Origin of the sequence: Streptomyces sp. NPDC056361, from assembly GCF_042262805.1 — a bacterium.
Taxonomy (GTDB): Bacteria; Actinomycetota; Actinomycetes; order Streptomycetales; family Streptomycetaceae; genus Streptomyces.
The window spans coordinates 22,589-48,378 of record NZ_JBHJQI010000031.1 but is presented as its reverse complement, the minus strand read 5'-3'; the positions used below and the strand labels follow the sequence as shown (position 1 = coordinate 48,378).

General features: G+C 72.5%; 18 protein-coding genes. 8 read left to right on the top strand and 10 right to left on the bottom strand.

The genetic code is table 11. From position 1 onward, the window contains the following. Positions 1–36: 36 nt before the first annotated feature. From ACFCY7_RS13050 to ACFCY7_RS13030, 5 genes are read right to left on the bottom strand one after another with little or no spacing between them, the layout of a single operon-like run. Positions 37–1,938, bottom strand: coding sequence for a glycoside hydrolase N-terminal domain-containing protein (locus tag ACFCY7_RS13050; RefSeq protein WP_376483986.1), 1,902 nt, complete (start codon positions 1,936–1,938; stop codon positions 37–39). Further along, complete coding sequence (locus ACFCY7_RS13045) at positions 1,935–4,046, bottom strand: beta-galactosidase (protein ID WP_376483984.1); 2,112 nt, start codon at positions 4,044–4,046, stop codon at positions 1,935–1,937. The genes ACFCY7_RS13050 and ACFCY7_RS13045 overlap by 4 nt, the downstream gene beginning before the upstream one ends. A gap of 33 nt (positions 4,047–4,079) precedes the next feature. Further along, a complete protein-coding gene (locus ACFCY7_RS13040; RefSeq protein WP_376483982.1) occupies positions 4,080–5,048 on the bottom strand; it encodes a carbohydrate ABC transporter permease in 969 nt (322 codons plus the stop codon). After that, on the bottom strand, positions 5,045–6,127 hold the full coding sequence (locus tag ACFCY7_RS13035; RefSeq protein WP_376483980.1) for an ABC transporter permease: 1,083 nt from the start codon (positions 6,125–6,127) through the stop codon (positions 5,045–5,047). Before ACFCY7_RS13035 ends, ACFCY7_RS13040 begins: the two co-directional genes overlap by 4 nt. A gap of 2 nt (positions 6,128–6,129) precedes the next feature. Next, complete coding sequence (locus ACFCY7_RS13030) at positions 6,130–7,827, bottom strand: extracellular solute-binding protein (protein ID WP_376483978.1); 1,698 nt, start codon at positions 7,825–7,827, stop codon at positions 6,130–6,132. A 341-nt stretch (positions 7,828–8,168) separates the two neighbouring features. On the opposite strand from ACFCY7_RS13030, the gene ACFCY7_RS13025 reads away from it, so the two are divergent. Then, positions 8,169–11,192, top strand: a complete 3,024-nt coding sequence (locus ACFCY7_RS13025) for a glycoside hydrolase family 3 C-terminal domain-containing protein (protein ID WP_376483977.1) — start codon at positions 8,169–8,171, stop codon at positions 11,190–11,192. 265 nt (positions 11,193–11,457) lie between these two features. Next, complete coding sequence (locus ACFCY7_RS13020) at positions 11,458–12,378, top strand: YncE family protein (RefSeq protein ID WP_376483975.1); 921 nt, start codon at positions 11,458–11,460, stop codon at positions 12,376–12,378. A 150-nt stretch (positions 12,379–12,528) separates the two neighbouring features. Here ACFCY7_RS13020 and ACFCY7_RS13015 read toward each other — a convergent pair whose 3' ends face one another. Continuing rightward, positions 12,529–12,963 carry a YdeI/OmpD-associated family protein gene (locus ACFCY7_RS13015; RefSeq protein WP_376483973.1) on the bottom strand — a complete coding sequence of 145 codons (435 nt, stop codon included), beginning with the start codon at positions 12,961–12,963 and terminating at the stop codon, positions 12,529–12,531. Positions 12,964–13,363: 400 nt separating this feature from the next. Next, positions 13,364–13,525 (bottom strand): hypothetical protein, encoded by a 162-nt coding sequence (locus ACFCY7_RS13010; RefSeq protein WP_376483971.1) that lies wholly within the window; start codon positions 13,523–13,525, stop codon positions 13,364–13,366. A 258-nt stretch (positions 13,526–13,783) separates the two neighbouring features. On the opposite strand from ACFCY7_RS13010, the gene ACFCY7_RS13005 reads away from it, so the two are divergent. Further along, on the top strand, positions 13,784–13,918 hold the full coding sequence (locus ACFCY7_RS13005; RefSeq protein WP_376484024.1) for a hypothetical protein: 135 nt from the start codon (positions 13,784–13,786) through the stop codon (positions 13,916–13,918). Positions 13,919–14,027: 109 nt separating this feature from the next. Here the strand turns inward: ACFCY7_RS13005 and ACFCY7_RS13000 are convergent, their stop codons facing one another. The 3 genes from ACFCY7_RS13000 to yicI form a co-directional block, all read right to left on the bottom strand. Next, positions 14,028–15,644, bottom strand: a complete 1,617-nt coding sequence (locus tag ACFCY7_RS13000; protein WP_376483970.1) for an alpha/beta fold hydrolase — start codon at positions 15,642–15,644, stop codon at positions 14,028–14,030. Between the two features lie 15 nt (positions 15,645–15,659). Next, entirely contained in the window at positions 15,660–17,003 is a 1,344-nt protein-coding gene (locus tag ACFCY7_RS12995; protein ID WP_376483968.1) for an alpha/beta hydrolase, read from the bottom strand. 714 nt (positions 17,004–17,717) lie between these two features. Beyond that, positions 17,718–19,997, bottom strand: a complete 2,280-nt coding sequence (yicI, locus tag ACFCY7_RS12990) for an alpha-xylosidase (RefSeq protein ID WP_376483966.1) — start codon at positions 19,995–19,997, stop codon at positions 17,718–17,720. Positions 19,998–20,235: 238 nt separating this feature from the next. Between yicI and ACFCY7_RS12985 the strand changes: the two genes are divergently transcribed. From ACFCY7_RS12985 to ACFCY7_RS12965, 5 genes are all read left to right on the top strand, one after another. Next, positions 20,236–20,865, top strand: coding sequence for a GntR family transcriptional regulator (locus tag ACFCY7_RS12985; protein ID WP_376483964.1), 630 nt, complete (start codon positions 20,236–20,238; stop codon positions 20,863–20,865). Between the two features lie 305 nt (positions 20,866–21,170). Further along, positions 21,171–22,073 (top strand): dihydrodipicolinate synthase family protein, encoded by a 903-nt coding sequence (locus tag ACFCY7_RS12980; RefSeq protein ID WP_376483962.1) that lies wholly within the window; start codon positions 21,171–21,173, stop codon positions 22,071–22,073. After that, entirely contained in the window at positions 22,070–23,830 is a 1,761-nt protein-coding gene (araD, locus tag ACFCY7_RS12975) for an L-arabinonate dehydratase (protein WP_376484023.1), read from the top strand. The genes ACFCY7_RS12980 and araD overlap by 4 nt, the downstream gene beginning before the upstream one ends. A gap of 111 nt (positions 23,831–23,941) precedes the next feature. Further along, positions 23,942–24,880: a carbohydrate ABC transporter permease gene (locus ACFCY7_RS12970; protein WP_376483960.1), complete on the top strand. Its 939-nt coding sequence runs from the start codon at positions 23,942–23,944 to the stop codon at positions 24,878–24,880. A gap of 14 nt (positions 24,881–24,894) precedes the next feature. After that, positions 24,895–25,788: a carbohydrate ABC transporter permease gene (locus tag ACFCY7_RS12965; RefSeq protein WP_376484021.1), complete on the top strand. Its 894-nt coding sequence runs from the start codon at positions 24,895–24,897 to the stop codon at positions 25,786–25,788. Positions 25,789–25,790: the final 2 nt, after the last annotated feature.

Genomic DNA, 25,790 nt, shown 5'->3' with positions numbered 1-25,790 from the left:
CCCGCGCGGGTCGTCCCGCCCTCCGGGCCACCGGGTTCAGCCGCCGACCACGCTCTCCTCGCCCCGGCGCAGCACGAGCCGGGACGCCCCCGCGGGGCTCCGCACCTCGATGTCGGCGTCGCGGTCGGGCCGGAGGACGGCGCGGTACGCCCCCGGGGACCAGGTCAGGTCCAAGCGGGCACCGAACCGGGTCCGCACGCCGGCGACGTGACCGCGCGGGCAGAGGTCCGGCGGTGCGGGCAGCAGGACCAGCCGCCGGGGCGTCGACTGCACGAGGCACTCGATCAGCAGGGCCGGCAGGGCGTGCGCGGCATCGGCGTTGTAGACGTCGCGGGCCGGATGGTGCGCGCTCATCAGGGAGTCGTGGAAGTAGTCCCCGGTGAGGACGTGCCGGAGGGCGTCCCCGGCGCGGGCGGAGTCCGCCAGCCGGGCGGCGACCAGGCCGTGGTGGAGGTGGCCGTGGGCCGAGTCGTTCTCGCTGCGGCGCATTTCGAGGGCGCGGTGGGCGGCACGGGCCAGGCCGGGGGTGTCGTACGGGTTGATCTCGTCCAGCGGCCAGACGGGGTGGAGGTGGCTGAGGTGCCGGTGCCGGTAGTGGTCGCCGAGGCCGGGCCGGGCCCATTCGGCGAGGGCCCCGTCGTCGTCGACCCGGTACGGCGGGAGGCGGTCGGCGAGCGCCCGCCAGCGTGCCGCGTCGGCGGCCGGCGCGCGGTCGGCGGCGCGCAGGGCGTGCCGGGCGGCGGCGACGGCGGAGGCGGTCTGGAGGTTCAGGTTGGCGTTGGTGGTGAACGCCCCGGACCATGCGGTGTTCCAGTCCCCCGTCCACAGCCCGGGCAGCCTGGGCGGCAGCATCCCGGAGGAGGAGAGGAGGTGGTAGCGCCCCGCGGCGAAGAGGCGTTCGAGCAGGGCGGGGCTCTCGGGGCGCGCGAGGAGCGCCGAGCCGGGGAGGGCCCGTTCGGTCGCGTCGGCCCCGAGGTCGAGGGTGACCCGCCGGTAGGCCGGCTCGTGCAGGGCGGTGTGCCGGGCGAGCAGCCAGGCGTGGACGGCGGCGGGATCCGTGGTTCCGGCCCCCGCTCGAAAGCGGGTCGCCCTTCCGGCGCCCTCTCCGACGGCGCCCGCGGTGCCGCTTCCGCTTCCGCTTCCGCTTCCGGCTCTGGTGCCGGTACCGGTACCGGCTCCGGCGGCCAGTGATCGCAGTGCCTCCGTCTCCCCGTCCCGGTCGAAGTCGCCCGCGTGACGGCGGACGCGGGTGAGGAGGAGCAGCCGGCCGGCGCCCTCGATCCGCACGCCGGAGGCGGTGAGGGTGGTGCGTCCGGTGTCGGTGACCAGGAGGGTGAGGCCGGTGTAGCCGAGGGGGCTGTCCGGGTAGCGGGCGCACAGGGTGAGGACGCACTCGCCGCGGGCGGTGGCGACGCCCCGGCCGATCCCGAGGCCGGCGGGGGCGCCGGGCAGCCGGTGGTCGAGGTCGATCTCGACCGACGGACCGGGCGCGGTCACGTACTGCACGACGACGTCGTCGGCGCGGGAGACGAAGACCTCCGAGCGCCGCTCCCCGCACACACCGGTCACCACCCCGGTGGCGAAGTCCACGGACCGGCGCACCGGGAGCGGCCCGGCTGCGGGCGTTCGCCGGAGTCGGGTGGCGAAGCCGGGGTGGAAGGGCTGCACCCAGCACAGCGGGCGGCCGTCCGTGAACGACTCGGCCGCGGTGGCGTCCCCGGCGAGCAGGGCGTCCTGGAGGGCGGGGAGCCGGGCGGCGAGCCGGGGCGGCGCGGTGTCGGCGGGTGCGTTGTTCGGCCGGACGAGGGTGTGGTGGGTGACGGTCACCCGGTCGTCCTCGGGGTCGCCGTCGACCAGGGCGCCGTGCCGGCCGTTCCCGGCGAGGAAGGCGTCCTCCCAGCGGGCGGCGGGCCCGGGTTCCCAGGTGCCGTGGATCACGGACGCTCCTCGGCGAGGACGGCGGGGTGCTCCTCAGGGACGTCGGTTGGGTGCTCCTCCAGGACCTCGGTCGGGCGTTCCTCAGGGACGTCGGTCGGATTCCCCTCCAAGACCTCGGTCGGGTGCTCCTCCAGGACCGCGACCCCGAACCGGTCCAGCTTCAGCGTCCCCTCGACCGGGGTGTCGGTGAGGAGGTCGCGGTGGCGGCCGGGCAGCGGCACCGTGACCGGGTCGCGGCCGTGGTGGAGGAGGAAGAGCAGCCGGCCGCGGCGGACGGCCTCGACGTCCGGGGGGAGGGCGTCGAGGACGGGCCGCACGCCCGCCTCGCGGGCTGCGGTGGCGAGCAGCCCGCTCAGGGCGGCGGGTTCGGGGAGGGTGGAGAGGTACCGGGCGCGGCCGTTGCGGAGGACGGCGGGCAGGCCGTCGAGTTCTCCGCCCCGGTAGGCGGCTTCGGTCTCGGCGCCGTCGGCGGGGGCGAGTTCCTCGGACCACAGGGTGCCGCGGAAGGCGCCGCAGTCGACGTGCTCGCCCTCGTCGAGCGGCCACCACTCGTGGACGAGGTCGATGCCGAGGAGGGCGCGGAGCCGGGCGTCCATGCCGCCGGGCCTGACGCGGTCGTCCCGGTCGGCGACGCCGGTGAGGAAGCCGCAGACGAGGGTGCCTCCGCCGTGGACGTACGCGACGAGGTTCTCGATCGCGGTGTCGTCGAGGAGGTAGAGGTGCGGGACGAGGACGAGCCGGTGGCCGGTGAGGTCGTGGTGCGGGTGGGCGAAGGAGGCGGGGAGGTGGGCGTCGAAGAGGGCGCTGTGCCAGGCGCGGACGAGGCCGGCGTGGTCGACCCGCCGCGAGAGGGCCCCTTCCTGGTCGCCGGCCCACCAGGAGTCCCAGTCGTGGAGGAGGGCGACGTCGGTGGTGACGCTGGTGCCGGCGACCCGGGGGCCGAGCCGGGCGAGGTCCTCGCCGATGCGGACGGTCTCCCGGAAGGCGCGGCCGCGTTCGCCGGCGTGGCCGAGCATGCCGGAGTGGAACTTCTCGGCGCCCTGACGGGACTGGCGCCACTGGAAGTAGCAGACGGCGTCGGCGCCGTGGGCGACGGACTGGAGCGCCCAGAGCCGGTTGAGGCCGTACGGCTTGGGGTGGTTGACGCCCCGCCAGTTGACGGCGCCGGCGGCCTGTTCCATCACCATCCACGGCCGGCCGCCGGCCTGGGAGCGGGTGAGGTCGCCGATCATCGCGTTGTAGCGGCCGCCGTCCGGGTCGCGGGGGTCGGGATAGACGTCGACGGAGACGACGTCCTCCTCCGCCGCCCAGGCCCAGCCGTCCTGGCCGGACCAGAAGGGCATGAAGTTGGTGGTGACGGGGAGGTGCGGGGTGTGGCGCCGGACGATGTCGCGTTCCGCGCGGTAGCACTCCAGGAGCAGGTCCGAGGTGTAGCGGCGGAAGTCGAGGACGTGTGCCGGGTTCCTCAGGTAGTGGGCGCGGCGCGGTGGCAGCACCTCGTCCCAGTCGCCGTACCGCTGGCCCCAGAAGTCGGTGCCCCACGCGGTGTTGAGGGCGTCGAGGGTGCCGTGGCGCTCCCGGAGCCAGCGGCGGAAGGTGCGGGCGGCCTCGTCGCCCCAGTCGTGGGTGCAGTACTCGTTGTTGATGTGCCACATGGTCAGGGCGGGGTGCTCGGCGTAGCGGGAGGCGAGGTCCTCGGTGATCGCGGCCGCGTGCCGCCGGTAGACCTCGCTGGAGTGCGAGAAGTGCTGGCGCGAGCCCCACCACTCGGTGCGGCCGTCCTCGTCGCGGGGCAGGGTCTCGGGGTGGAGCCGCCCCATCCACGGCGGGGGCGAGGAGGTGGGGGTGGCCAGGACGACCCCGATGCCGTGGGCGTGCGTGAGGTCCATCAGCCGGTCGAGCCAAGCGAACTCCCTCACGCCTGGGGACGGTTCGAGACGTGACCAGGAGAAGACGCCGAGCGTGACGGTGCCGACGCCGGCGCGGCGCATGAGCCGCAGGTCGTCGGTCCAGGTCTCCTCGGGCCACTGCTCGGGGTTCCAGTCGCCGCCGTACAGGATGCGGGGCGACCGGCCGGGCGGCCGGGTCACGTCGTCGAGGCTCGGCATCTGACTCTCCGTAGGGGGTGGGGACTTCGGGGTTCAGCCCTTGACGGCGCCGGTGAGCATGCCCTTCCTGAAGTGCTTCTGGACGAAGGGCGAGAGGACGGCGACCGGCAGCAGGGCGAGGACCATGACGGCCATCTGCACGGCGAGTCCGGACAGGTTCCCGGCCTTGACGGCCTGGCCGAGGCCGACCGGGATCTCCTGCTTCTGGACGAGCTGGATGAGGACGTTCTGCAGCGGCATCATGTTCTGGTCACTGAGGTAGATCGAGGCGTTGAACCAGGCGCTCCAGTAGCCCACCGCGTAGAAGAGGGTGATGACGGCGATCACCGCCCTCGACAGCGGCATCACGATCCGCCAGAGGATGCGCAGGTCGCCCGCCCCGTCGATGCGCGCGCTGTCGACGAGTTCGGGCGAGATCCCCATGAAGAAGCCGCGCAGCACGAGGATGTTGAAGACGCTCACCGCGCTCGGCAGGATCAGCGCGAGGTACGTGTCGGTGAGGCCGAGGGTCTGCACGAGCAGGTACGTGGGGATCAGGCCGGCGCCGAAGAACATGGTGGCCATCAGGGCGAGCAGGATGAAGCGGTGACCGAGCGAGCCGGGCCGGGACAGGCCGTACGCGCAGAGGATCGACACCGTCATCGAGAACACCGTCCCGGTCACGGTCACCAGGACGCTGACGATCGCCGCCCGGGTGACCTGGCCGCCGCTCAGCAGCTCCTGGTAGGCGACGAAGGTGAGGTCCCGGGGGACGATCACCAGACCGCCGGTCTCCGTGATCGTCTTCTTCGACGACAGGCTGGTGACGACGACGATCCAGAGCGGGAAGAGGACCGCGAGGCAGGCCCCGCCGAGGAGGGCGCCCTTGGCGGCGAGGCCGGCCCGGCCGGGCGGCTCCTCCCAGACGGGCCGGGCGGGCGCCGACCACCGGCCGCCGCCCGGCCGCGGCCGCCCGGGCTTCGGCCGGCGTCCGGTGGGCCGGGTCGTGGTGTGCTGGGTCACTTGCGGTACACCCCCTGCTCGCCCAGGAGATGGGCGGCCTTGTTCGCCGAGAGCACCAGCACGAGGCCGACGACTCCCTTGACGAGTCCGGCGGCGGCCGCGTAACCGAAGTCCTGGCTGCGCAGACCGGTCCACCACACGAAGGTGTCGAGGACCTCGGCCGCCCCGGGTCCCACGGCGTCGCGCTGGAGCAGCAGCTGCTCGAAGCCGACGGTGAGCGCGTCGCCGACGCGCAGCACGAGGAGCAGTGCGATCACGGGCCGGAGGGCGGGCAGGGTCACGTGCCACATGCGGCGCCACCGGCCGGCGCCGTCCATGGCGGCGGCCTCGTACAGGTCCTGGTTGACGGCGGCGAGCGCGGCGAGGAAGACGATGACGCCCCAGCCGGCGTCCTTCCAGATGCCCTCGGCGGTGACGAGGAACTTGAAGATCCCCGGGTCGGTCATGAGGTCGAATCCCTCGTGGCCGTGTTCCCTGAGGGTCTGCGCGATGATGCCGGCGCCGCCGAGGATCTGCTGGAAGACGGTGACGACGAGCACCCACGAGAAGAAGTGCGGCAGGTACAGGATCGCCTGGACGAGGGCGCGGACGCGGGGCCGCAGCACGCTGTGGACGAGCAGGGCCAGCGCGATGGGCACCGGGAAGAAGAGGAGGAGCTGGAGGAGGAAGAGGACGAAGGTGTTCTCGACGGCGTGCCGGAACCCCGGGTCGGAGAAGACCCGTTCGAACTGGGCGAGGCCGACCCAGGGGCTCTCCAGCATGGCGGTGACGCCGTTGGTGGAGACGTACGGGTCGTAGTCCTGGAAGGCGACCACGTTCCCGAGGATCGGGATGTAGTGGAAGACCAGGACGAGGAGGAGAGCCGGCGCGGTCATGAGGAGGAGGGCGCGGTCGCGCCGGAGGCGCCGGCCGAGGGGGATCCTCCCGGTCCGGCGGTCCGGCCCGCGGTCGCGACCCCGGCCCCGGACCCGGACCCGGCCTCCGCCGGCTCGCCGACGGAGGGCGCGGCGGGGGTGCGCGGTGCGGCCCGCGCCCCGCTCCACGCCCGGGTCCGTCGTCTCGGTGTCGAGCGTGCTCACGGTCAGCTCGCCGCGGAGCCGGTGGTGTCGAGGAGCTTCCGGTACCAGTCGCGCAGCCGGTCGCCGCCCTTGCTCTTCCACTCGGAGACCGCCTGCTGCATGTCGGAGACCTTCTTGCGGCCGCGGACGACGTCCTTCTCCAGCTGCTCGAAGTCGTTCATGAGGCCGGTCCACTGGGACGGCTCGGTGATCGTCATGCCGTAGAAGGACGACTTGCTCGTGACGGCGCCCATCCGCTGCTGCCACTCGACCATGGCCTTCGTGACCTCGGGGGTGTCGGGGTGGGCGATGTACGGGGCGGGGCTGGCGACGAACATCCAGGAGCTGCTGACCTCCAGGTTGCCCGCGTCGTTCTTGACGGGCAGGCCGTCCTCGACGGTGTGGTGGACGCCCTCGACGCCGTAGTCGGTGAGCATCCGCTCCTTGGTGCCGTAGGGGGCGGCGGTGAAGTCGGCGACGGCGAGGACGTCCTCGATGACCGCCTTGGAGCTGCCCTTGCGGACGAAGGCCCAGATGTTGGCGGGGTTGGTGGCCCACAGCTTCGGCGCGCCGCCGGCGTGGCCGGGGATGTCCATCGCGCCCATCGCGAACGACGGGTTCTGGGAGGCCTGTTCGGACGTCTTGGCGTACCAGTGGGAGAGGTCGTTGTTGTAGATCAGGACCTGGCCGGCGGTGAAGCGGTTGCCGGTGTCCCCCTGGTTCTGTGCCTTGTCGTCGGGGTGCACGACCCCGGCGTCGAAGAGCTTGCGGGTCCACTCCAGGGCTTCGAGGTACTCCGGCGTCTCGATGCGGTTGATCAGCTTGCCGTCGACGAGGTGCCAGCCGAGCGCCTTGTCGCTGCCGGAGAGCACGCCGAACATGTTGTACGCGGTCCACGTCATGTCCCCGCAGGCCCACACCTTCGCCTTGGCGCTGGTGATCTCCTTGGCCAGGGCGAGGAACTCGTCCGCGCTCTCGGGGAGTTGCCAGCCCTTCGCCTCGAAGACGTCCTTGCGGTAGAAGGGCGCGATGTTGGTGACGTACGAGGCCGGCATCGGCAGGCCGCGGAGCTTGCCCCCGAAGATCGACCGCTGCCAGGCGTCGGTGGGGATCGCCGCGAGGTTCGGGTACGCCTTGACCTTGTCGCCGGAGAGGTACGGGCCGAGGTCCTCGAACTTGGCGTCGATCGCGGTGGGTATCCTGCCGCCGAGGTTCCACCCGGGAATGACGACCACGTCGGGGATCTCGCTGGAGGCGAGGACGGCGCCGAGCTTCTGGTCGTAGACGTTCCCGTCCTGGTTCTGCCAGGTCACGTCGGTGCCGATGGCCTCGTTCATGGCCTTGTAGTACGGGTTGCCGGGGGCGGGCGGGGTGCCCCAGAGCGGCGCCATGACCGTGAGGGCGGTGCCCTTGCCCCTCTTCGCGGGCACGGAGGCCTTGAGCTCCGCGCTCGGAATGGCGCGGGTGAAGCCGGCGGCGGAGCCGTTCCTCGGTGCGATGTCGGGGGCGACGACGGTGCCGGCGACGAACGCGGGCAGGATCCTCGCCGCGTCTTTGCCCGTGGTGGTGCCGTCCTTCTTCCCCGTGTCCCCGCCCCCGCCGCAGGCCGAGAGCAGCGGTGCGCCGCCGGCGACCGCGGCGGCCACGGCGGTGGCCGACAGGAACGTCCTCCGACTCGGGGCGGATCTCCGGGAGCCCGTGGAGACGGCGTTCGGCGTCATTGCGTCAACCCTTCATGGCACGCGCCAGGGCATACGGCGACCGAGTGGGTCGCCGCCCGGCTGCGGTGGTGGAGATGGATCTGGCGGGGCGTGATCCCCGGCGCCGTCGACCATCGAGTCGAAGCGCTTCGATATGGCTGCGAGGTTAAGTGAACGTCACAGGCGCGGCAAGAGTCGTTTCCGAGATTCTCGACGTTCCGGCCACTTCCCCGGCACGCCAAGACCCCTTTTCCGCAAGGGAAGTGGCCCGCCACCACGCCTTGACACCTCCTCCCCGCACCCGGAGCATCGAAGCGCTTCGAAAACCTCCTCCCTCCCCTCCTCTGCCAAGGGACCCACCCGTGACCGCAGACCGGCCGCCCTTCCGCGACCCCGCGCTCCCCGTCACCCGGCGCGTCGACGACCTCCTCCACCGCCTCACCGCCGACGAACGCCTCGCTCTCCTCCACCAGTTCACGCCCGGCGTCGAGCGCCTCGGCCTCGCCGCCTTCCGCACCGGCCAGGAGGCCCTGCACGGCGTCGCCTGGATGGGACCGGCGACCGTCTTCCCGCAGGCCGTCGGCCTCGGCGCGACCTGGCACCCGGACCTCGTGCACCGGGTCGGCGAGGCGGTGTCCCGCGAGGCGCGGGCCATGCGCGCCAAGGACGACCGGGTCGGCCTCAACGTGTGGGCGCCGACCGTGAACCTGCTGCGCAACCCGCTCTGGGGGCGCGGCGAGGAGGGGTACTCCGAGGACCCGGTCCTGACGTCCGCCATCGCCACCGCGTTCACCCTGGGGCTGCGCGGCGACCACCCGCTCCACTGGCGCACCGCCCCCGTCCTCAAGCACTGGCTGGCGCACAACAACGAGGCGGCGCGCGACACCTCGTCGGCCTCCGTCCGGCCGCGCGTGCTGCACGAGTACGACCTGCGGTCCTTCCGGGGCGCCGTGGAGGCCGGCGCGGTCGCCGGGGTGATGCCCGCGTACAACCTGGTCAACGGCCGCCCGAACCACCTCTCTCCCCACCTGGAGACGGAGCTGCGCGGCTGGACGGACCAGGAGCTGCTCGTGTGCTCCGACGCGGGCGCCCCCTCCAACCTGGCCGACTCGCAGGGCTACTTCGCCACCCACGAAGAGGCCGTCGCCGCAGCGCTCCGCGCCGGCGTCGACTCCTTCACCGACCACGGAACGGACGCCTCGATCGTCCTGGGCCGGCTGCGCGGAGCCCTGGAGCGCGGGCTCATCGACCACGAGGACGTGGACCGGGCGGTGCGGCGGCAGTTGACCGTGCGGTGCCTGCTCGGCGAGTTCGACCCCGACTCCGGCCCGTACGCCGCCGAGGACCGCTTCGACACCCCCGAACACCGCGAGTTGGCCCGCGAGGCGGCGGAGGCGGCGGTGGTGCTGCTCAAGAACGAGCCGGCGGTATCCGCGACTGTCCGCGGTGCGGACGGCGCCGGTGGCACCGGTGGGGTGAGTGGAACGGATGACGCGGGTGGGGCGGGTCGGGAGAGTGAGACGGACGGCGCGGGTGGAACCAGTGGAACGGATGACGCCGACGGCGCGACCCGCGTGAACACCTCCGCCGGCGTCGGTCCGCTGCTGCCGCTCGCGGACGACGGGAGCCTCCGCATCGCGGTGGTCGGACTCCTCGGCGACGCCTGCAAGTCGGACTGGTACAGCGGCGGCCTGCTCCACCGCTCGTCCCCGCTGGACGGTCTGCGGGAGCGCTTCGACGCCGACCGCGTGGACTTCGCCGAGGGCGTGGACCGCATCCGTCTCCGTACCGCGTCCGGCGCCCGGCTGCGGGTCCCCGACGCCCGGGACGCGGAGCCCGTACGCGGCTCCGCCGGCGCCCTCGACCCGGCGCTGGTCGCCGGCCGCACCGACCTCCCCCCGCTGACCACCGACCCGGAGGGCTCCGAACTGGCCCTGATCGACTGGGGCGGCGGAGTCCTGACCCTGCGCGCGCCCGACGGCCGGTACCTCTCGGTCGCCGACGACGGCCTCGTCCGCGCGTCGGCGGACGAACCCGGCGGCTGGGTCGTCCAGGAGACGTTCCGGCTCGAAGCCCATGGGGACGGGCACCTCCTTGTGCACCTCGGGACGGGGGGCTACGTCTCTGTCGCCACCGCGGGCGTGAAGGTTGCCGCCGATCGCGCATCCGCCGAGACGTTCACCGTCGAGACCGTCGAACGCGGCGAGGACGCGGTCGCCCGCACCGCCGCCGCGGCCGACGTCGTGATCGTCGTCGCCGGCAACGACCCCCACATCAACGGCCGCGAGACCGAGGACCGCACGACCCTCGCCCTCCCCGCCCACCAGGACCGCCTGTGGCGCGCCGCTCACGCCGCCAACCCGCGGACGGTCCTCGTCCTCGTCTCCGCCTACCCGTACGCGGTCCCCGGGGCCGCCGCGGCCCTGCCGGCCCTCCTCTGGACCGCCCACGGCGGCCAAGCGGCCGGCACGGCCCTCGCCCGCGTCCTGGCCGGCGACCTCTCACCGGCCGGCCGTCTCCCCCAGACCTGGTACGCCTCCGACGACGACCTGCCCGACATGCTCGACTACGACGTGATCGGCAGCCGCCAGACCTACCTCTACTTCGACGGCACGCCCCTCTTCCCCTTCGGCCACGGCCTCTCGTACACGACCTTCGCGTACGCGGACCTGACCGCCGCCGTCGACGACGACGGGGAGACCGTCCGCATCTCCTGCATCGTCACCAACACCGGCCCCGTCGCCTCCGACGAGGTCGTCCAGATCTACGCCCGCGCCGTCACCCCTTCCGTCCCCCGCCCCCACCGCGAACTCGTCTCCCACCGGCGCACCCACCTCGCCCCCGGCGCCTCCGCCGCCCTCTCCTTCGAGGTGCCCGTGACCGCCCTCGGCCACTGGGACGTGGCCCACGGGCGCTGGGTCGTCGAGTCCGGCGCGTACGAGATCCAGGCGGGCGCCTCCAGCACGGACATCCGCCGCACCGTCGGCGTCGAGGTCGCCGGCACGGCCCCGAGCCCTCGCCCGGTCGTCACCGGCGGCCTCGCCGCCGCCGACTACGACGACCAGTCCGGCACGGTGATCGTCGACCGCACCACAACCTCGGGCGACGCGGTGACCCCGTCCTCACCGGACGAGCCCGGCACCCTCGTCTACCACTCCTGCGACTTCGCCGACGGCATCACCGAGGTGGCCGTCACCGCCGCGGGCGAAGGCACGATCGAGGTGTCGCTCCCCTCCGGCCGCCCGGTCCGCGTCGAAGTGCCGGACACCGGCGGCCCGTACGCGTACCGCACCCTGAACGCGCCCTTGGACGCCCAGGACGTCACGGACCTTCGCGTCATGCTCCACGGGTCGGTGCGACTCGCCCGCCTGGACTTCCGGGGCTGACGGCGAAGGCGTCCACCTGCGACGCCCGGCGCAGGTCCTTCCACACGGAATGCGCGGCTCGCAGAGGGGGTGTGTACTGGAAGGGAGTGGGCGAGTGTCATGGGGCGCTGGAGACAACCCCCTTGTCGTGGGTGTTGCCGTGCTGATGACCGCCGAGTCGCCGCCGCCTTCAGTCCTGCACCGCCCCTCCCCCTCGCGAGGGGTCCGCACCAGTGCGGCACCACCGGGGCTGACCGTCGCGACAAGTCGAGCCGTAAGTCGAGCCATGAGTGAAACATTCCACACCGAAATCCTGCACGTCGGGGCCACCATTCCCGTGGGGGTCGGCCCGGTCGGCGTGGCGGTGGACGTCCACAACCAGGTGTTCGTCACGAACAGCGCAAGCGGCACGGTGTCGGTGGTCACATCGACGACCAATACCGTGACCACCACCATCGGGGTCGGGTTCGGGCCGGTGAGCGTGGCGACCGATCCGCAGTTCGGCGTCTTCGTGGCCAATGCCGTCGGCAGCACCGTGTCCGTGATCGACAGGTTCAACCATCCCCTCGCGACCCTCGACCTGGGCGGCCCCTCCGGGCCGCCGCCCGGCACGGTGAGGGTGGCCGTCGATCACATTCCGGGCCGCGCCTACGTGACCCAACACGTGGGCCACAGGATGTCGACGATCCACACCAGTGCCAACCCTCCCCTCGTCTGGCCTTTCGCCATGGAAGTCCCGGGCCCCCTGGGCATCGCGATCGATACCGTGAAGCACGTCGCGTACGTGACGCAACCGGATCTCGACACGGTGTCGGTGGTCGATCCCGTGGCCCACGAGGTCACGGCGACGTTTTCCGTGGGCCACCGACCCACCGGTATCGCGATCGACGCCCAGAAGCGTCGTGCCTACGTCGCCAACTCCGGCTTCACGACGGTGTCGATCATCAACATGACGACCGGCGCGGTCCACGACGTCGACGTCGCTTCGCATCCGGTCGCCGTGGCCGTCGACACGAAGGGGAACGCGTACGTGAGCCTGTCCGACGGCGCGGTGAGGGTGATCGACGCGGAGTCGAGCAGTACGAGTGCGGCGATTCCGGTCGGATCCCAGCCGGAGGGCCTGGTCGTCGAGCCCCACAGCAATCGCCTCTATGTCGCCAACAGGGGCGACGGCACCGTCTCGGTGATCGACCTCGCCGGCGGATAGCCGCCCCGGCGTGAACGGCCGGGAGCGGCCGTGACGGCGTCAGCCGTGACCCTCACGCCGGTCTACGGCACGGCCGGGCCCCCGGGTCGGAGCCCTGGCTCACCGTGACCGCGCGCTGCATGGACGTCGGGTGCGCCTCGCTTCTCCTTCTCAGCCGCGGAGGGTGTCGACGGCCTTCTCGATGCGCCGTCGGCGCGTGTCGGCCCCCTTCGCGCTCTCGATGGCGAGCACGTGCTGGCGCTTGCGGGTGTGGGAGAGACTGTCGTATGCGGCGCGAATGAAGGGGTCTTCGTCCAGGGCCGCGGCGAAGTCCGGCGGCTCGACGACGACGCGCGGCTCGGTGTCGAGCTCCAGCTCGACCTCGACCTCCTCGCCGGTCTCGACACCCGCGGCCTCGCGGTTGGCCTTGCTGAGGCCGAGCAGGTGGCGGCCTCGCATGATGGCGACCCGGCTCTTCCAGGAATGGCCGTTGACCGTGATCGTCACCGGCGGGCGCGCGCCTCCGCCGAGCGCGGCCACCACCTCGGGCGGAACTTCCAGGCCCCGCATCCGCTCCGGCGGCTCGACGTGGGACAGAAACTTCATGGTCTTCCTCCTGTTGGTCGGCCGGTTCGCCGCGGATCGCTCCCGCCCGGCTCCGACGGCCGCTCCGAACGGCCGGATCCCGGGGGCGCCGCAGCCGAGACTCCGGACGTCGCCGTCCGGGTCCGCGCAGGTACCGCCGCAGCCGCCCCACGGCAGCGCACCGGCGGGCTTGAGGATCGTAACGTCGGCCCTCCGTGTCTCGTCGCCGTATCTCGGCCATGTCGTGGATCAGTTCCCGTCCCGGACGCCGCTGGGTCCCAGTGTCCCGACCGGGTAGGGGAGTTCGACGCCCGCCCATCGTCGATCTTCGCGAACGGTGCGGTCAGCGGTTCTCGTTCGTCACACGACGATCTCGGGCACCCCCTGCTCACCCCGGGACAGCAGGCAGCACGGTGGCTGCTCAGCCGAGACCGGAGTCTCGGCCGGGGAAGAAGTCGGCGCTTTGGACGTACTCCATCGCCTTGGTGAACTCCGGCTCGCCGAGGCGGTGTTCCCGCTCCTGCGAGCTCAGGTCCCCCACGCGGGTCTGGATCCAGTACAGGTTGCCCAGCGGGTCCCGCACGCGCCCGACCCGGTCGCCGAAGAACAGGTGGTCAGGTCGTGTCCTAGAAGGCGATCGGCAGACGACGCGCTCGGGCGTGAACCGTGGCTGACGTCGTCGGCCGATGAGGCCGTGATGGAGCTGCTCCTCGGCACGGAGTGCGTCGCAGCCACGGACAAGCCAGGGTGGAGCCGGCCGCACTTCGATGACGGTTAGGTCGGAGCGCGCGGTTTCGACGCCCTCGCGGCGTTCCGCAACACCGCGCCCGGCTCGCCCCCGATCGGCTGCGCGCTGGACTGGCTCGCCTTCCTGTGGGCCGAGACCGCCATCGCCCTGTGCCTGACCGTGGTGGTCAACGGAGTTCGCACGGCCCTCCGGTCGGACGACGTGCCTCGGTCCCTGCGACCTTCATGAGACCTCGCCTGAAGCGTCATCCGGCCGCCCCTTGCCGCCGGGCATCCGACGGACAGGCAGGCCGGCTCCCGCGGTGCGGGTGCCGGCCTGCCTGTGCGGTCGGTAGTGACTACGGCGCGATCTCGAACTCGGGTGGCTGGAGACCCGCGAGGCACCGGGTGTCCGGTGCGGTCGGCTTGGCGAAGAACGAGGTGGTGATGGTCTGCGCGCAGCGGGAGTCGGCGAAGACGACGTGGGCCACGTAGGGGATCGTGACGTTGGTGGAGCGGCTCAGCGTACGGGCCACGTACGCCCCGTTGCTGGGCGCGGTCTGGGCGTCGAACCCGCCGTTCAGGGTGAGGGTCGGGATGTCGCTGCGGGTCACGTCCCGGATCCAGGGCGGTGCCGCGGGGACGTCCCAGGCACGGCAGTCGGCGTGCAGCCAGGCGAGCTGCGGGGCGTTGGCCAGCATGGAGCGGGGGAACGACGGGAACGCGCTGCGCCCGCCCCGGACGATGTCGGCCCGGCTCTCGTACGGTGTCCACTGGCTGCAGAAGATGCCGTAGACGAGCCCGTGGGCGACCCTTCCCATGGCCTCCGGGCTGTACTTGCCGCCGGCGATCTGCTCGGCGATCCGCTGCGGGTTGCCGTGGGCCAGTTCGTCGAGGGAGCGGGGCACCCCGGCCGCCACGTGGGTGGCGGAGGTCAGCCAGGTGACCAGGTTCGCCCCGTCCAGCACGACCTTCACCGGCTCGGGGCGGCCCGGGACGGTGACGGTGGTGGTGATCGGGTGGGCTTCCAGCTCGCTGACGAGGCGGAGGAAGGTGGCCTTCAGGTTCGGGTAGCGGGTGTTGCAGGCGGGCTGGTCCGCGCAGGCCTTGAAGAGCCCGTCGAACCCCTCTCGTGCGGCCTTCCAGGTCACCGCCCCGCCGCCCAGGGAGGGCGGCAGGACGCCGTCGATGCCGACGGACCGGATGCCCTTCGGGTGCAGGCGCATGTAGTTGAGCGCCAGGTGGGTGCCGTACGAGATGCCGAAGACGTTCCACTTCTTCACGTGCAGCGTCTTGCGCAGGGCGTCGTAGTCGGCCGAGCTCTCGATGTCGTTGTAGGCACTGCGGTCGGCCCCTTGGCCCTCCACCCGGTCGCGGCACTCCCTCGTCGCATCGACGTGCAGGCGCCCGGTGGACGGCGCGTTGGAGACGAGGGCGAGGGCGCGCGCGTTGAACTCGTCGATGTTCGGGCAGGTGACCTCCGGAACGGCCGAGTAGGTCCCCCGCTGGGACATGAAGATCACGTCGCGGTCGCGGTTCAGGTTGCCCTTGAGCGCCATCGGGATCTCGGAGACCGCGTCGTCGCCGGGTCCGCCGGCGAGCCACACGATCGGGTCGGGTACGGGTCTTTTCGTGGCCGCCGGGATGATCGCCACGCCCAGCGTGATCCTGCGTCCCTCGTGGGCCCTGGGCCCCTTGGGTCCCTCGGACCGGGAGCGGTTCTCGGGCACGGTGAGGGTGCCGCAGCGGGCGCGCGCCAGATCGGGGATCGGGTCCGCCGTCCGTGGGCAGGGGCCCGGTTCGAAGTGGGCGTCGCCCACTGTGCGGGCGACCGTGCCGATCGGGCCGTCGGTGCCGGACTCGGCGTGTGCGGGCAGCGCGGCGAGGCCGACGACGAGGGCGCCGGCCGTGGCTCCGGCCAGCGCGGCCGGGAGCTGTCGCGCGGTGCACCGGCGGGAGGTCGGGCGAGGGGACATCGTGCGTCCTCCGGATCAGGGGATGATGGTGAACGGTTTGGGCACGACACCCGCCACGCAGCCGATGTCGGGCGCAGTCGGCCGAGCCAGGAAGGAGACCAGGACCGACGCGGCGCAGGGCTCCTGGGGCACCACCCAGTGGGTGATCCCGGGGATCACCACGGCGGTCGAGCGGGGCAGCGTACGGCCGGCGAACGGCCCCCAGCTCGCGCCGGTCTTCGCGTCGAAGGTCCCGCTGATGATGAGCGCGGGCACTTCGCTGTGGGTCGCGATCCGCTGGACCTCGGTGCGGTCCGGGACGTTCCAGGCGCGGCACAGGTCGTGCTCGAAGGGCAGCTGCGGCGCGTGCGCCAGCACGGAGTCCGGCCAGCCCGGGAAAGCCCGCCGGCCCGCCTTCAGCACGTCGCGCTTCGAGAAGCCCGGCTCCCACTCGGCGCAGGCCACCGAGTGCGTCAGCCCGTGGGCGAACTCGCCGATGGCGGGCGTCGCGCCGGCGGCCTGGGCCTGGGCGAGGCGCTCCGGATTACCGGTGGCGAGTTCGTAGAGCGCCGCGGGGACGTCGGCGGACGGGACCAGTCGGCCGTTGGCGACCAGCAGGTTCACCAGTGCGCCCCCGTCGAGGACGACCTTGACCGGGGTTCCGCCACCGGGCGGCGGCACGGTCAGCCTCAGGGGGTTCGCCTCCAGCCGCCGGACCTGCTCCGTGAGCGTGCGGGAGAGGTTCGGGTAGCGGGCGTCGCATGCGGGCTGAGCCTCACAGGCCGCGAAGATCGCGTTGATCCCCTCCTGGGCGCTGTCCCAGGCCCACGGCAGGCTCACGGTCTGCGGCGGCACGACCGAGTCGATCGCCAGCGAGCGGATGCCGTGGGGGTGCCGGCGCAGGTAGGTGAGGCCCAGGTCGGTGCCGTAGGAGTAGCCGTAGACGTTCCACTTCTTGATGCCCAGGGCCTTGCGCAGGTCGGCGAAGTCCGCTGCGTTCTCCGTGGTGTTGTAGGCGGTGAGGTCGATTCCCTCGGCCGTCAGCCGGTCCCGGCACTCCTTCGCCGCGCGCACCAGCCCTCGTCCGGTCGACGGCGCGTCGTAGGGCAGGCCCACGGCGGTCGCGTTGAACCGGTCCATCTCCGGGCAGGCGAGGTTCGGCTGCGAATAGAGGGCGCCGCGCTGGGTCATGACGATCAGATCGCGGTCCCTGTTCACCTGCGAGGCGATCAGGAACGGGATGGCCCCGATCGCGTCTCCACCGGGCCCCCCTTCCATGAACACCACCGGGTCCCCGGTCGGCTTCGCCGAGGTGGCCGGAATGATCGCGACGGCCGTCCGGATCGTCCGCGTCTTCTTGCGCGTGCGGTTCTCAGGCACTTCCAGGAACCCGCACCGCCCGGGAATCGGCTCCGGCGCCTTCGGGCACGGACCGGGCACGAACCGCGCCGAATGCCCCGGCCGGTGCTCGTCGCCCGGTGGCTTCGGGGAGCTCCCCGGCGCGGAGCCGACCGCGCCCACGACAGCGAGACCGGCCGCGACAAGCGCCGCCGTCCTCGTGCGCGCACCTCTGGGGCGTCGCCGTGCGGACCGGCGCCTCGCCCTGTCCCGTACCGCCCCGCCCGTCCCTCCCACGGACCGCGGGCCCCTCGGACCGATGTCTTGTTCCGTCATGTGATCCCGTCTCTCTTGCGTTCCCGGCCCCGGCCCGGCCGGGACGACACCGCGTGGCTCCGCCACCGGACGCAGGTCGGGGGCAGGCGTCGCGTAGCGCCAGCCTCAGCTCGTGCAGGCGCCGTCCACCAGTCGAGGAGTCCACTCGGAGCAGTCGGGCATCCCCTCGGGGCCGGCCCCGCACGACCGACCACCCCGCGCGGCCCGGGGCGGGGAGAACCGTGCCGCTTCGCGGAAGCCGGCCACGTCGATGCCCTGGTCGGTTCGGGTGCCCGAGCGGGCGGGACGGGCGGCCCGGGCCGGGTGTGCGGGTCGGGTGGCCGGGCGGGACGGGCCGGGGACGTGGCGGTCGGCCACTCTCGGCCGACGGGGCCGACGGCGCCACCTGGCCGGCCCCATGACCGCACGGCGGCCGGCCGCCTATGCGGTGCCGTCGTCCAGGACGAACCGGCCCGGGCCTTCGGCCAGGTCTCCCGGCCCCAGGGTCCGTACCTCGTACGGCAGGTCGGTGCCCGTGACTTCCACGCGGGGGCCGTTCGGGGTCCGCGTGACCCGGTAGACCGCCGCAGGGGCGCCGCGGTGGTCGGGGACGGTGACGGTGGTCGTGGTGCCGGGCGGGGTGCCGGGGGCCACCAGGAGGGTGAGGCCGTCGAGCCAGTCGCCGTCCGGGCGGGAGTCGTCGGCGGCGAGGGGGAGGACGGCGCCGGGGCGGACGTACAGCGGGAGGCTGTGGAGGTCGTGGGTCTCGTGGCGCCAGGCGGGGCCGGTGACCGTCTCGCCGGTGAGGAGGTGGGTCCATTCGCCGGCGGGCACGTACACCTCGACGGCGCCGCCGGGGTGCATGACCGGCGCGACGAGGAGGTCGGGGCCGAGCATGTACTGGCGGTCCAGGGTGCGGCAGGCGGGATCGTCGGGGAACTCGAGCAGCATGGGGCGCATGACGGGGACGCCGGTGGTGTGGGCCTCGACGGCGGCGCCGTACAGGTAGGGCATCAGCCGGTGCTTGAGCCGGGTGAAGCGGCGGGCGACCTCGACGGCGGCGGCGCCGAACTCCCAGGGGACGCGGTAGGAGTCGCTGCCGTGGAGGCGGCTGTGGGAGGAGAGGAGGCCGAAGGCGAGCCAGCGGGTGAAGACCTCGGGGTCGGGGGTGCCCTCGAAGCCGCCGATGTCGTGGCTCCAGAAGCCGAAGCCGCTGAGGGAGAGGGAGAGGCCGCCGCGCAGCGACTCGGCCATGGCCTCGAAGGAGGCCCAGCAGTCGCCGCCCCAGTGGACGGGGAACTGCTGGCCGCCGGCGGTCGCGGAGCGGGCGAAGAGGACGGCCTCGCCGGTGCCGCGCTCCTTCTCCAGGAGTTCGAAGACGGTCCGGTTGTAGAGCTGGGCGTAGTAGTTGTGCATGCGGGCGGGGTCGGAGCCGTCGTGCCAGACGACGTCGGTCGGTACGCGCTCGCCGAAGTCGGTCTTGAAGCAGTCGACGCCCTGGGCGAGCAGGGGGCGCAGCTTGTCCTGGAACCAGGTCCTGGCCTCGGGGTTCGTGAAGTCGACGAGGGCCATGCCGGGCTGCCAGAGGTCCCACTGCCAGACGTCGCCGTCGGGTCGGCGGACGAGGAGGCCCCGCTCGGCGCCCTCGGCGAAGAGTTCGGACTTCTGGGCGATGTACGGGTTGATCCAGAGGCCGACGCGCAGGCCGCGTTCCTTGAGGCGGGTGATGATCCCGGCGGGGTCGGGGAAGGTCTCGGGGTCCCAGCGGAAGTCCGACCACTGGTACTCGCGCATCCAGAAGCAGTCGAAGTGGAAGACGGAGAGCGGGATGCCGCGCTCGGCCATGCCGTCGACGAACGAGGTGACGGTCGCCTCGTCGTAGCGGGTGGTGAACGAGGTGGTCAGCCAGAGGCCGAAGGACCAGGGCGGCGGCAGGGCGGGGCGGCCGGTCAGCGCGGTGTAGCGGGCGAGGACGTCCTTGGGGGTGGGGCCGGCGACGACGAGGTACTCCAGAGTCTGGTCCTCGACGCTGAACTGGACCTGGCCGACGGCTTCGGAGCCGACCTCGAAGGAGACGCGTCCCGGGTGGTCGACGAAGACGCCGTAGCCGCGGGAGGAGAGGTAGAACGGGATGTTCTTGTAGGCCTGTTCGCTGCTGGTGCCGCCGTCGGCCTGCCAGATGTCGACGCTCTGGCCGTTCTTCACGAAGGGGGTGAAGCGTTCGCCGAGGCCGTAGATCTGCTCGCCGACGCCGAGCGCGAGCTGGACGGCCATGTGGTGGCCGCCGTCGGGGGTGGTGACGAAGGCGGTGCCCTTGCGGCCCGCCTCGGTGAGGAGTCGTCCGTCGGCGTCCGTGAAGCTCAGCGTCCAGGGCGCGGCGCGGTCCAGGCGCAGCCGCAGCGGCCCGGAGGCGAGTTCGACGACCGATCCGTCCTCGTGCACCGCTCCGGTGGCCGGTCCGCCGTCCGCGAGGGCGAAGTCCGGTCCCCGGCGGGCCTTTCCGGCGTGGTGGGTGACGCGGACCCCGATGACGCCTTCGGCGCGGGCGCGGCACTCCACGGTCAGGAGGGCGGAGTTCAGGGTGTCGCCGCGGGTCAGGACCCGCTTGACGGAGGCGTAGGCGGTGAAGCGGTCGGCTTCGGTGCGCAGGTCGCGGACTTCGGTGGCGTACGAGGCGTGGACGCCTTCGCGCATGAGCCAGAAGCCGTCGGTGAACTTCATGCGGGTCCTTGGGGAGGGGGCGGAGGGGCTCCGCGGAGCCCCCAATAGTTATCCCAGAAAACAAAACGGCGAACCAGCCCCGTCACCCCTCGGATCCCCTCGGACCCCGCACGACAGAAAACGCTTTCACGAACCCTGTGCGAAGCATTGACGAAACACGAACACCCCCCTAACTTCATGCCCGTTGCACTTCGTACGTCATATATGAGACGCGATACACGAGATCTGAGAGTGCTCCATGGCCTTCGCCCCCAGCCCCATCCCGTCCCGCACCCAGTACGTCCTGGAAGCGATCAAGCACGACATCCTCACCGGGGGCCTCAGCCCCGGGCAGGCGCTCGTGGAGACCGAACTCGCCGCGCGCTTCGGGGTGTCGAAGACCCCGGTGCGCGAGGCGCTCAAGACCCTCGCGGGCAGCGGGCTCGTGGTGATGAGCCAGTACAAGGGCGTCACGGTCCGGATGGTCGACGCGGACATGGCCCGCGCCGTCTACGACGTGCGTCTGCTCCTGGAGCCCGAGGCGGTCCGCCGCGCGGTCGCCTCGGGCGCCCCGCTCGACACGGCGCACGAGGCGCTGCGCCGGGCCGCCGGAGCCGAGGACCCGGCGGAACGCTCCCTGGCCAACAGGGAGTTCCACCGCGCGCTCTACCTGCCCTGCGGCAATCCGCTGCTCGGCCGGATGCTCGACGAGGTCCGCGACCAGGCCGCCCTGGTCTCCACGGTCGCCTGGGCCGCCGTCCCCTCCTGGGAACGCGAGGCCGCGGAGCACGAGGAGATCCTGCGGCTCGCCGTCGCGGGCGACGTCGACGGGGCCGGCCGCGCCGTACACGACCACATCGCCTCCTTCGTCGAGCGCGCCTTCCCTTAGCGGGCCTCCCGTAGCAGGCGCTCTCCCCAGCGGGCTTCTTCGCGTAGCGGGCCCCTTCCCGTCACAGGCGCCGTCCCTGGCAGGCGCCTTCCGTAGCAGGCGCCTCCCGTCATAGGCGCCTCCCGTATCGGCCGCCCCGCCGGCCGGACCCGGCGCGCCGCCCGTCGGTCACCGGGACCGGCCGAAGACGACCGCGAGGACCGGCGCGACCGCGCCGATGCCGATGCCGACACCCCCTTCCCCCGTGAACAGCGGGCGGGCGCCCACCCCGTGGGCTCCGGCCCGGGAACGAACTGCGAGGCACCATGGAATTCGAGACAATGAGGGCCGCCCTCGCCGACGTCGTGGCGATCCCGGTCACCCCCTTCGCCGAGGACGGCTCGGTCGACACGGCCGCCCACCGCGCGCTGCTGCGGCGGCTGCTCGACGGAGGGGTCCGCACCCTCACGCCGAACGGCAACACCGGCGAGTTCTACGCCCTCACCCCCGAGGAGCGCCGCACCGTCACCGAGGCGACCGTCGAGGAGGCGGGCGGGCGGGCCGTGATCCTGGTCGGCGTCGGCCACGACGTGCCGACCGCGGTCGAAGCCGCCCGGCACGCCCACGCCACCGGCGCCGACATGGTGATGGTCCACCAGCCCGTCCACCCGTACGTCTCCGAGAGCGGCTGGGTCGACTACCACCGCGCCATCGCCGAGGCCGTCCCCGAACTCGGCGTCGTCCCCTACATCCGCAACCCGCTCCTGGGCGGGGCCCGGCTCGCCGAGCTCGGCGCCGCCTGCCCGAACGTCGTCGGCGTGAAGTACGCGGTGCCGGACGCGGCCCGCTTCGCCGGCTTCGCGCGGGACGCGGGCCTCGACCGGTTCGTCTGGGTGGCGGGCCTGGCCGAGCCGTACGCCCCGGCGTACTTCGCGAGCGGCGCGACCGGCTTCACCTCCGGACTGGTCAACGTCTCCCCCGGGCTCTCCCTGGAGATGCTGCACGCGCTGCGGGCCGGCGACTACCCGACGGCGATGAAGGTGTGGGAGCGGATCCGCCGCTTCGAGGAGCTGCGCGCGGCGAACGGCAGCGCCGACAACGTGACGGTGGTCAAGGAGGCCCTCGCCTCCCTCGGCCTGTGCCGCCGCGCGATCCGCCCGCCGAGCCGCGAACTCCCGGAGGCGGCACGGGCCGAGGTCGCGGCGATCGTCGGCGGGTGGCCGATATGAGCCCCGAGCCCGACGGCGGGGGCCGCAGGCCCGAAGAGCTCCGCAGGCCCGAAGAGCTCCGCAGCCACCAGTGGTACGGCACGGACGGGTTGCGCTCGTTCAGCCACCGGGCCCGGACCCGGCAGCTCGGCTATCTGCCCGAGGAGCACCTCGGCAAGCCGGTGATCGCGATCCTCAACACCTGGTCCGACATCAACCCCTGCCACGTCCATCTGCGCGACCGGGCCCAGGCCGTGAAGCGGGGCGTGTGGCAGGCGGGCGGCTTCCCGCTGGAGTTCCCCGTCTCCACCCTCTCGGAGACGTTCCAGAAGCCGACGCCGATGCTCTACCGCAACCTCCTCGCCCTGGAGACGGAGGAGTTGCTGCGTTCGTACCCGGTGGACGGGGCGGTCCTGATGGGCGGCTGCGACAAGACGACGCCGGCGCTCCTGATGGGCGCCGCCTCGGTCGACCTGCCGACCGTGTTCGTGCCGGCCGGTCCGATGCTGCCCGGCCACTGGCGCGGCGAGACGCTCGGCTCCGGCACGGACATGTGGAAGTACTGGGACGAGAAGCGGGCCGGGCTGATCGGCGACTGCGAGATGGCCGAGCTGGAGAGCGGACTCGCCCGCTCCCCGGGCCACTGCATGACGATGGGTACGGCGTCCACGCTCACCGCCGCCGCCGAGACGCTGGGCGTGACGGTGCCGGGCGCCTCCTCCGTACCGGCGGTCGACTCCGGGCACGACCGGATGGCGGCGGCCTCGGGCCTGCGGATCGTGGAGCTCGTACGGCGGGACCTGCGGCTGTCGGAGCTGCTGACCCGGGAGGCGTACGAGGACGCGGTCGCGGCGGTCCTGGCGCTCGGCGGCTCGACGAACGCCGTCATCCACCTGATCGCCATGGCCGGGCGCTCCGGGGTGAAGCTCACCCTCGACGACTTCGACCGGATCGCCCGGACGGTGCCGGTGCTGGCGAACCTGCGGCCCGGCGGGCGGTACCTGATGGAGGACTTCCACTTCGCGGGCGGCATGACCGGGTTCCTGTCGCGGCTCACCGACGTGCTGCACCTGGACCGGCCGACCGTCTCGCACGGGAGCCTGCGCGAGCAGCTCGCCGGCGCGCTCGTGCACGACGAGGAGGTGATCCGGGACCGGGCGAGGCCGCTGGCCGCCGAGGGCGGGGTCGCGGTGCTGCGCGGCAACCTCTGCCCGGACGGCGCCGTCATCAAGCACATCGCGGCCGAGCCCCGGCTGCTGAAGCACACCGGCCCGGCGGTCGTCTTCGACGACTACCGGACGATGCAGCGGACCATCGACGACCCGGCCCTCGGCATCACCGCCGACCACGTGCTCGTGCTGCGCGGGGCGGGCCCCAAGGGCGGTCCGGGGATGCCGGAGTACGGCATGCTGCCCATCCCCCGGTACCTCCTGGAGCAGGGGGTGCGGGACATGGTCCGGATCTCCGACGCCCGGATGAGCGGGACGAGCTACGGGGCGTGCGTGCTGCACGTGGCGCCGGAGTCCCATGTCGGCGGACCCCTCGCCCTCGTCCGCACGGGCGATACGATCACCCTCGACGTCGCGGCACGCTCCCTCCATCTGCACCTCACGGAGGAGGAGTTGAGCGGCCGTCGGGCCGCGTGGACACCGCCGCCGGCCCGGTACGAGCGGGGCTACGGCGCGCTGTACATGGAGCAGGTCTCCCAGGCCGACACCGGCTGCGACTTCGCGTTCCTGGCCCGGCCGGGAACCACCCCCGATCCGTACGCGGGCTGAGCCCCGCCCGGCGGCCCCGGCCGTCCGACCGTCCGTCCCGCACCGCGTCCCGCCTGTCCGAGATCTCGAACGTCGTTCGCGAAGCGCTTCACCGAGAACGGAGCCGCCGTCATGGCCTCAGCTGTGACCCCACCGCCCCCGGCCGTACCGGCACGGGCACGCCGCCGCACGGGAGCGAGCCCCCGCCGACTTCCGTACCTGCTGATCGCCCCGGCCGGACTGCTGATGCTGGGCTTCATCGCCTACCCGGTGCTCAGCGTCTTCTACTACAGCCTCCAGCACTACAACCCCACGAAGCCCTGGCGGAACGGGTTCGCGGGCCTGGACAACTTCACGCGGATCTTCACCGAGGACCCGCACTTCTGGGGAACGCTGACCTTCAGCCTGAAGTGGGTCGTCGTCGAGGTGACGCTCCAGCTGCTGTTCGGGCTCGCGCTCGCCCTCATCGTGAACCAGACGTTCGTCGGCCGCGCCCTGGGCCGGGCCCTGGTCTTCTCGCCGTGGGCGGTCTCGGGCGTGCTCACCTCGGCGATCTGGGTGCTGCTCTACAACTCCCAGACGGGCATCAGCCGTTACCTGGCGGACCTGGGCCTGGGCACGTACGGCACGTCCTGGCTCTCGGACACCTCCACCGTGTTCCCGGCGGCGATCGTCGCGGACCTCTGGCGCGGGGTGCCGTTCTTCGCGATCCTCATCCTGGCCGACCTCCAGTCCGTACCGAAGGACCTGTACGAGGCGGCCGAGGTCGACGGGGCGGGCCGGATCCGCCAGTTCGTCCACATCACGCTCCCCCACATCCGGGACGCGATCGTCCTGTCGACGCTGCTGCGGGCGGTCTGGGAGTTCAACAACGTCGACCTGCTGTACACGCTGACCGGCGGCGGCCCCGCGGGCGAGACGACCACCCTGCCGCTGTACATCGCGCACACCAGCGTCGACGCCCACAACTTCGGATACGCCTCCGCCCTCACCACGGTGGCGTTCGTGATCCTTCTCTTCTGCTCGATGGTCTATCTGCGCCTGAGCAAGTTCGGAGGCGACGGCAAGTGACAGCCGAGTCCACCCTGAGCGCGGCCCCGGCCGCCCCCGCGGCCGCCCCGCCGCCCGACCGGACCCCGCCCGCCGCCCCGCGCGGCCGGCGCCGGGCCTGGGACGAGGTGCCCCGCTGGCAGATCTACCTGCCGCTCGGGATCTACCTCCTCTTCACCCTCGTCCCCTTCTACTGGATCCTGCTCTTCGCCCTCCGGCCCGCCGGCTCCACCTCGCTCGTGCCGTGGCCGGTGACCACCGCGCACTTCGAGAAGGTGTGGAACGAGCGCAGCTTCGGCGTCTTCTTCCAGAACAGCCTGCTCATCGGCGTCGCGGTCCTGGTGATGACGACGGTCGTCGCGCTGGCCGGCGGATACGCCCTCGCCCGCTTCGACTTCCGGATCAAGAAGGGCTTCATGCTGGCCCTGCTGTGCTCCCAGTTCGTGCCGGGCGCGCTGCTCCTCGTGCCGCTCTTCCAGATCTTCGCCGAGCTGCGGATGATCAACTCGCTCGGCAGCGTCATCATCGCCGAGACGGTCTTCCAGCTCCCGCTGTCGATGATCCTCATCAGCGGCTTCATCAGGAACGTGCCGTACTCCCTGGAGGAGGCGGCCTGGGTCGACGGCTGCAACCGGTTCCACGCCTTCAGGATCGTCGTCCTGCCGCTCCTGCGGCCCGGCCTGGTCGCCGTCGGCTCGTTCGCCTTCGTCCACGCCTGGAACCACTTCCTCTTCGCCCTGATGTTCCTCAGCAGCCAGGACAAGCAGACGATCCCCGTCGGCCTCAACACCCTCATGGGCGCCGACAGCGTCGACCTCGGCGCGCTCGCCGCGGGCGGCGTCATCGCCGCCGTCCCCGTCGTCGTCGTGTTCGCCTTCATCCAGAAGTGGCTGGTCACCGGCTTCAGCGCCGGGGCGGTGAAGGGATGAAC

What these genes read in the sequence shown, in the direction of transcription:
- ACFCY7_RS13030 (WP_376483978.1), bottom strand. Translation starts at nt 7,827, where the DNA reads ATGACGCCGAACGCCGTCTCCACGGGCTCCCGGAGATCCGCCCCGAGT.
- araD (WP_376484023.1), top strand. Translation starts at nt 22,070, where the DNA reads ATGAGCCCCGAGCCCGACGGCGGGGGCCGCAGGCCCGAAGAGCTCCGC.
- ACFCY7_RS13045 (WP_376483984.1), bottom strand. Translation starts at nt 4,046, where the DNA reads ATGCCGAGCCTCGACGACGTGACCCGGCCGCCCGGCCGGTCGCCCCGC.
- yicI (WP_376483966.1), bottom strand. Translation starts at nt 19,997, where the DNA reads ATGAAGTTCACCGACGGCTTCTGGCTCATGCGCGAAGGCGTCCACGCC.
- ACFCY7_RS13000 (WP_376483970.1), bottom strand. Translation starts at nt 15,644, where the DNA reads ATGTCCCCTCGCCCGACCTCCCGCCGGTGCACCGCGCGACAGCTCCCG.
- ACFCY7_RS12970 (WP_376483960.1), top strand. Translation starts at nt 23,942, where the DNA reads ATGGCCTCAGCTGTGACCCCACCGCCCCCGGCCGTACCGGCACGGGCA.
- ACFCY7_RS13015 (WP_376483973.1), bottom strand. Translation starts at nt 12,963, where the DNA reads ATGAAGTTTCTGTCCCACGTCGAGCCGCCGGAGCGGATGCGGGGCCTG.
- ACFCY7_RS12985 (WP_376483964.1), top strand. Translation starts at nt 20,236, where the DNA reads ATGGCCTTCGCCCCCAGCCCCATCCCGTCCCGCACCCAGTACGTCCTG.
- ACFCY7_RS13020 (WP_376483975.1), top strand. Translation starts at nt 11,458, where the DNA reads ATGAGTGAAACATTCCACACCGAAATCCTGCACGTCGGGGCCACCATT.
- ACFCY7_RS12980 (WP_376483962.1), top strand. Translation starts at nt 21,171, where the DNA reads ATGGAATTCGAGACAATGAGGGCCGCCCTCGCCGACGTCGTGGCGATC.